The organism is Methanomassiliicoccales archaeon, from assembly GCA_038740345.1.
GTDB lineage: Archaea > Thermoplasmatota > Thermoplasmata > Methanomassiliicoccales > UBA472 > JAJRAN01.
In genome coordinates this window covers 1-7,238 of the sequence record JAVYMA010000040.1, presented here as the reverse complement: position 1 = coordinate 7,238, position 7,238 = coordinate 1, and the positions used below count along the sequence as shown (strand labels likewise).

Below are 7,238 nucleotides of genomic sequence, written 5' to 3'. Positions count from 1 at the left end.
AAATCATAATAGATAAAACCTTGTTAAGATGATTTACTGGCTTATCAAACGGTTTGTGAAAAATTTTAATCAAGGTTCAATGCCTCATAATCCTCGCATATCTGTCTTTTCCATGGTCTTATCTATTTCTCTTTTTAAATTCTCTGGCAGACCGCGAATTCCAACCTCGAGAAACCCTCTTACAATGATGCCTACCGCCTCTTCCTCGCTCAGTCCTCGCGCCATTAAATACTCCACTTGATCCTGGGCTATTTTCCCCACTGCAGCTTCATGAGTCATCTCTAAATCTGGAACATAGGCTTCAAGCTCAGGAATAGCGATTTGAATTCCACCCTCTCCCAATATTAGGCCACGGCACTCAAGATGTCCCCTGGCATTTTTCGCTTTACCAACCATTTGTCCTCTGGCTATCACCTTACCTCCAGTTGCAATAGTGCGAGAAACCATCTCACAGCGACACCCCTCTCCTGAAAGAATGGCTCTACTACCAAGATCCAGTTCACCACCTTTATGGGCGATGGCCACTGAGTTAAAACGTGCAAAACAATTTCGCCCTTCCAGATGCGCAGTAGGGTACGTTTGAATGGTCCTAACCGGCTTTAATGCCACATAATTATTGATAAAAGTTGATCCTTCTTCTTGGATTATAACTGTTCTTGGACGTACTCCAATCTCTTCTGACCAATTATGAATCATAGTAAATGTCAACTTTGACCCTCGCTTCAAGTAGAATTCACTTATCCCCAAGTGTAATGATTTCTCTACTCCCTTGGAGGTGGAACAACCAGTGACAACATCCAATTCTGCCCCCTCTTCCACAATAACGATGTTATGGACGGTTTGAGCTTTCTGCTTTCCTTCTTTCAGCATTAAGCAGGCCTGAATTGGCGCAGTAATTTTGACGCCAGGGAGAGCGCGAATGAAATAGCCATCGGCTTCATCTAAAAAAGTTCGAGCAGTGAACTTATCAGTATCAGGTGGCACAGCCTTCCAATAATATTCTTTTAGCCAGTCATGAGCTTTCATAGCTTCAGACAATGCCATGATTTCCAATCCCTCGTTTTTGGATGAAACGTGGACTACGCTCTCATCCATTAGCAGAAAAGAGCCTGCTCTCCCTTCTTCATTTGGCAAGATTCCTGCTTGTAAAAGAGTCTTACGCTCCTCCTCATTAAGCTGGGAAAGACTCTGTAAGCGTTCAAGATTCCTTTCACCCAACCTATAGTCGTCAAGGTCGATATCTTCTCCCATCGCGGCTTTTTTGTTTATTGCCGCCTCTGCCCGCTTCCTTAGCTCACGTTCATCAGCTTCAGCTTGCATTTTATACACTCCTCATAGCCCATCCTGCTAATCTCTTGCAAAAGTTCGCGGGGGTTGCCTGAGCACATGACCATACCATTGCACATTACATACCCTCTATCTGCCTCGATGTAGTCCAAGATCTGACCAGTATGAGTAATAATCAAAGCAGCTTTTCCCATCCTGCTTTTCTTTCCTGCACAACTGCTGCCATGCAGTAATTCACGCACTTTGTTCCCTACCCTTTCAATACTTTCGAGATCCACTCCGCTCTCTGGTTCATCCAATAGGTAAAGACAGGGGTTTTGCGCCTCTAGTTGTAATAATTCTGAACGTTTGATTTCGCCACCTGAGAATCCCACGTTAACATCTCTATCAAGAAATCTTGCCATATCCAAATCTTTAGCCATGCTTTCATCTATTGTTTTTCCCTTGCTTGTTAGTTTGACCAAATCCCCCAGTTTTACTCCAACTAAATTAGGTGGTCTCTGCATCATAATTCCTATACCACGTCTTGCTCTTTCATTGATAGGCATATTTGTGATATCTTCTCCGTTAAAAATTATCCGTCCTTTAGTTACCTTATAACCACTGAAACCCATAATCGTCATCAATAAAGTCGACTTGCCTGAGCCATTAGGCCCGAATAGCACATTGGTGTATCCTGCCATGACGTTTAGGGAGACACCTTTTAAGATCTTTTTGCCACCTACCTCTACGTGCAGGTCTTCTATCTCAAGCATCTAACAGACCTCTCATGCAGCATGTGCGCCTTACGTTTTTAACCGTATCGGAAAATGCGTGATCAGGTAACATAGCCAAAGGAGGAAATTTAATCTAAACATGCTGCTTCTTCATGTGATGAAGTTTACGTTCCCTAACGGTTCAAATCCAGAAAAAATTGTATTAATCGTAGGTGCTGGCGTCGCAGGGTTATCTGCGGCAAGGACTTTACTTAAACATAATGTCAAAGTAATAATTGTTGAAAAGAGCAATGAATTAGGGGGAAAAATTCGAAATATTAAAGAGATTTTTACATTGAATAAGAGCGGCGCCGAACTACTTGAATCCATAAAATCAGAAATCTTATCGCATTCAAACGTAAAGTTATTATTAAATTCTAAAATATACTCATTAAAATATATAAATGAAGAAGATTTTGAAGTCGAGGTTCATTCTTATCTAGGAGACGAGAATGAGAAGTATACTTCTCGATGCTTTAGGGTAAATGCCGTCATATTGGCCATGGGACTAACATCCATCGATGCCCAATTGATTCCCGAGATGGGTTATAAACATCTTCAAGATGTCGTGGTTTCTCTAGAGTTCGAGGAGTTATTTAAACAACAAAACCTTAAACGTCTTAGTGATGGAGGAGATGTTAATTCCCTTGCTTTTGTCCAATGCGTTGGCTCGAGAGTTGAGAGCAGGGGAGTGCCATATTGCAGTTCTGTTTGTTGCATGAACACTATAAAAAATGCTTTGGCCATCAAAAAAGCCAGACCTCAAATCACAGTTTATGTTTTTTATATCGATATTCGTACACATGGAAAATGCCATGAGGAATTATACAAGGAAGCCCGCGAAGCCGGGGTTTTATTTATCAGAGGACTACCTTCTTTGGTCCTCCCAAATCCTGGAAAGTCAGGAGCTTTGGTATGCGGTGAGAATACCTTGTTGGGGGAGCTTTATGAAATACCCGTGGACCTAGTAGTACTGAGTGTTGGTTTGAGACAGCATGAGGAAAGTATGAGACTTTTTAAAATGTTGAATTTACCCCTTGATAAATGCGGTTTTCCTTTAGAAAAAGGAGGGGAGAGTGAGTGTACCATGATTGATGGAATATTCATGGCGGGTTGTGTAGAAGCTCCCAAGGATGTCAGGGATTCGATTTTACAAGGTAAAGCCGCTGCCACAGCTGCGCTTTCCTACTTTAAAACCCGCACCATCGGCTCAACCATCTAAGATTCAAGATTAAATTATTGAATAATCAAGACAAAGCTAATTTACGGCGTGCTTAATACAATCGAGATCATGAAATTAAAGAGGGAACATAATATCCTTTAACTCCTCGTTATTTAGAGTATTCAGATATGCATAGCAGTGCGTACAAAGCATGGCCGATAAGCATTTTCAATATTGATTTTCAGTCTTTCATTAGGTGATTCTTGCATGTCAAGGAATAAATATGCCCTCTTTTATTGGGCATTAAAAACTTTAATGCAAATATTAACATGAAAAATCTCAGGAATGCTAGGAGGGATGTCATATCAAAGCATCGATTAGATTATCCGTTTTAGCGCTGGTTATAGCGTTCATAAGTTCGCTTTCGTTATCAAATGTTGTTCTTTTAGTAAATGCAGTACCCACTGGATATCCAGGACCTGGTGACGTCATCAGAATTAATAATGATGCTGAGCTGATTGCGGCCAGCGCTGCATATGGTTGGAACGGTACAGGTACCCAAGCAGATCCATTTGTGCTGGATGGAACTAGAAACGACCCCCAGATTGATATGGATGGATCACCAGTTGGTTTGTATATCGCAAATATAACAACTAAATATTTTGTAATAAGAAATTGGACTATCAACAATACTGCCAATTCGGGCATTGGAATCCAAATCGAGAATGTTCTCTTGCCTGTAATCATTAGTAATGTAAAAATCAATAATACCTCGATTGGAATTAAAGTTAACAACACTGCCTCTTTTGAACTCTTTGGCTCTACTATTTTTAATTGCAGTACTGGTGTGAGATGTGATAACACCCTCGTGAACATACATAACAATACAATTTGGGACGAAGTAGCTATGCTTCCGACCATTCATTATGGTGTATTTTTGAGAAATTGTAACGCAGGTAAGGTCGTAAACAATATAATCTATGAAATCAACGAAGCTATCGAATTAGAGCATTGCAACGCAGTAGAAATTGGCCGCAATTCTATGAAAGATTGTGTAATCGGCGTTTTCTTAGATCAGGCTTCAACCAGAGCATTCATTCATAACAACACCTTTGAGAATATGCAAGAATGGGGCATAACGTTAAATTATGAGGCCCAGAACACAACAATCGTGGACAATTTCATTAAAAATTGTTCTTGGGCAGGGATTGATGTGGCCCATTCTAACGATGCCTTGATTAAAAGTAACAAATTCATTAATTGTACGCATGGTGTGCTATCTCGACCAGTCATGATTGGAAGCAATCTACGGCTTAATATTTTCCACAACATATTCGAAAAATGCGGCCAAGGAATCAGTCTCAACTTGACCTATTCCAGCTTAATTACTTATAATGCTTTCATTTCCTGCTCTGGATATGGCGTGTATATGAACCAAAGCGCCGCAGGGAATATTGTGCATCACAATGTCTTCATAGATTGCAACTCTGGCGGCATTCAGGCTTTTGACTATGTTGCCGGAGCTAATAAATGGAACACTACTGGTTTCGGTAATCATTGGAACGATATGACATCGCCAGACGCAGAAGATGATGGCATAGTTGATGTGAACTATGTACTTGATGGAGCAGGAAGCGTGGATAATTATCCATTGACTTACACCATAGGCCCTGCACATGGGCTTCAGGCGGTGGTAGGAGGCAACTCGGTCCTCTTTACTTGGAATGCATGTAATTACAGCGCTGGTGCAATATTCGCTAGTCCAGAAAGTAACTACATTTTACATCGCTATGGTGGAACTAATGGAACTAAAAATTATACCAGTGTTCCAGGCATAGAAGAATGGAATGATGCCACGGTTGTTCCTGGTACAACATATATTTACGAGGTTATCTGCAACAACACTTACGGCCGATCATCCGCCCGTAATTACACTGTTCCCGTGCCTGCCGGGAACGTACCAAAGGTGAAAATAACTTCGCCAGCCGATGGGAGCTTATTTAACGTAAATAGCGTAACACTAGAATGGAAAGGTTCGGAGAATAATGGCTCTGCGATAACCAAATATGAGGTACGTCTTGATAATGGAAACTTTATCGACAAAGGTCTTGCCACCAATCACACTTTTACTGATTTGTCTGATGGCAAGCACAAGTTGACTGTAAAAATTTATAACGCGGATGGCAACACTGGATATGATGCAATAAATGTGACTATTGATACCACACCTCCTTTATTGTTCATAATCTCGCCGACGGAGGGCAGCAAAAATAATACAGGATCGATTAAAGTCACATGGACAGCGAGTGATGCCACCAGTGGTGTCAAGAACTATTCTTTGCGCGTGAACTCAAGTGAATGGAAGCAACAGAACCTCAACACGAGCTATGAGATAACCGATTTACAAAACGGCACCTATCTGATTGAGGTTCGAGCGTTCGATAATGCGGGTAACAGTGTAATCAGGAAAGTGAATGTAACGGTGGACCGCGCAGCCCCAGTAGTTACCTTCCTCGAACCAACGGACAATTCCTTTACATCCAATGTTAACTTCACGGCCAAATGGAATATCACGGATGATTCAGGTGTGAATTCGACTTGGGCTCGCCTGGTCGATCCTAATGGTGTTGCCCTACCTTGGTATAACCTAACAGGAAAGAACTCTACCTGGATTACAAATCTTACTCTGGGTGGAAGCAATTTGTCTGAGGGAAGATGGCAATTGCACATCGCAGCCAACGACACTCTGGGGAATAATGCTACGAGCATAGTGCAGTTCACTGTGGATATTACACCTCCAGTTCTAGAGATATTACAGCCGATTAATGGCAACTACAATAACACTGGCGTGGTTATTGTTATATGGAATATCATCGAGGATAACCTGGATTACTTCGAATACCGCATCAACTCTGGCTCTTGGATTAATGTTGCGACGAACACATCGCAGGAGTTGATTTTGGCGGACGGAGTGTATAATTTCGAGGTTAAAGCTGTTGACAAAGCGGGACTCAGCTCAATAGCTTCCGTGAATTTCATCGTTGATACAGTACCGCCTGCAATCGACTCTTTGGAACCAGCAGATGGGAGCTATTTGAATACCAATACACCCATTTTCGTATGGAATGTGGTGGAGTCTACCTCAGGCGTAAATCGTACCATCATTAGCCTCGATGATGTAGTAGAAGATATTGGATTGGCGCAAAGCTACACCGTTTTGAGCCCGCTTGAGCCCGGGTGGCATTGGTTCAATATCACCATATATGACAATGCCACCAACTTCTTCCAGGCTAGTGTTCATTTCTATGTAGATATCACTGGGCCAACCGTGATTATTCTATCACCTAGTGATGGAGACATGCTGAATCAATCCACGGTTCAAATAATTTGGATTGGTAGCGATGCCCATTCAGGTGTGGCATACTACGAATATGATCTTGACTCGTCAGGCTGGACCTACTATTCTGGCCAAGACGGAACACACAGCAAAACTTTCAACCTGATGGAGGGTTACCATACCTTTAAGGTGCGCGCTTTCGATTTGGCAGGTAATCCTTCTAATACAGCGATTATCAGCTTCCTTGTGGATCTCACAGCACCCGAACTATCTGTCTTAATGCCAAATCAGGATGAAATGTTTGCATTAGATGAGGTAACGATTGCTTGGAATGCAACTGATAATCTTTCCGGCATCGCGCACTACGAGGTCTCCATCGACGGAGGCTCTTGGATACTCGTCGGCCTGGACACCAACTACACCTTCACCGGCCTGGCCGACGGCAATCACACAGCCTACGTCAAGGCCGTCGACAAGGCCGGCAACTACAACGTCACCTCCGTGAGCTTCGTCACCGACATCACCCCGCCAGATGTGGTCATCCTGACCCCCGCTGAGGGCGAGATGTTCGCCGTAGACACGGTATACGTGCAGTGGAACACTCAGGACAACACCACCGGCCTGTGGTACTGGTGGGTGTGGGTGGATGGTGAGGATGCCATCAACGTCACCAGCGACAACTACACCTTCACCGGCC

Annotated in this window: 5 protein-coding genes; 2 read left to right on the top strand and 3 right to left on the bottom strand. The window is 42.8% G+C overall.

Features of this window, described 5'->3' with window-relative positions; genetic code table 11:
* Nucleotides 1–84: 84 nt before the first annotated feature.
* A complete protein-coding gene (locus tag QW520_08770) occupies nucleotides 85–1,320 on the bottom strand; it encodes a SufD family Fe-S cluster assembly protein (GenBank protein MEM0449896.1) in 1,236 nt (411 codons plus the stop codon).
* The gene (locus QW520_08765; GenBank protein ID MEM0449895.1) at nucleotides 1,290–2,042 is read right to left on the bottom strand and encodes an ABC transporter ATP-binding protein; all 753 of its coding nucleotides are present in this window, start codon (nucleotides 2,040–2,042) and stop codon (nucleotides 1,290–1,292) included. The genes QW520_08770 and QW520_08765 overlap by 31 nt, the downstream gene beginning before the upstream one ends.
* 118 nt (nucleotides 2,043–2,160) lie before the next feature.
* Here QW520_08765 and QW520_08760 point away from each other — a divergent pair, with 118 nt between their 5' ends.
* Nucleotides 2,161–3,264, top strand: a complete 1,104-nt coding sequence (locus tag QW520_08760) for an FAD-dependent oxidoreductase (GenBank protein ID MEM0449894.1) — start codon at nucleotides 2,161–2,163, stop codon at nucleotides 3,262–3,264.
* A gap of 300 nt (nucleotides 3,265–3,564) precedes the next feature.
* On the opposite strand, the gene QW520_08755 is transcribed toward QW520_08760, so the two are convergent.
* Nucleotides 3,565–4,125 carry a hypothetical protein gene (locus QW520_08755; protein MEM0449893.1) on the bottom strand — a complete coding sequence of 187 codons (561 nt, stop codon included), beginning with the start codon at nucleotides 4,123–4,125 and terminating at the stop codon, nucleotides 3,565–3,567.
* Here QW520_08755 and QW520_08750 point away from each other — a divergent pair.
* A partial coding sequence (locus QW520_08750; GenBank protein MEM0449892.1) for an Ig-like domain-containing protein occupies nucleotides 4,112–7,238 on the top strand: 3,127 nt, incomplete at its 3' end. The two genes, QW520_08755 and QW520_08750, sit on opposite strands and share 14 nt — an antisense overlap.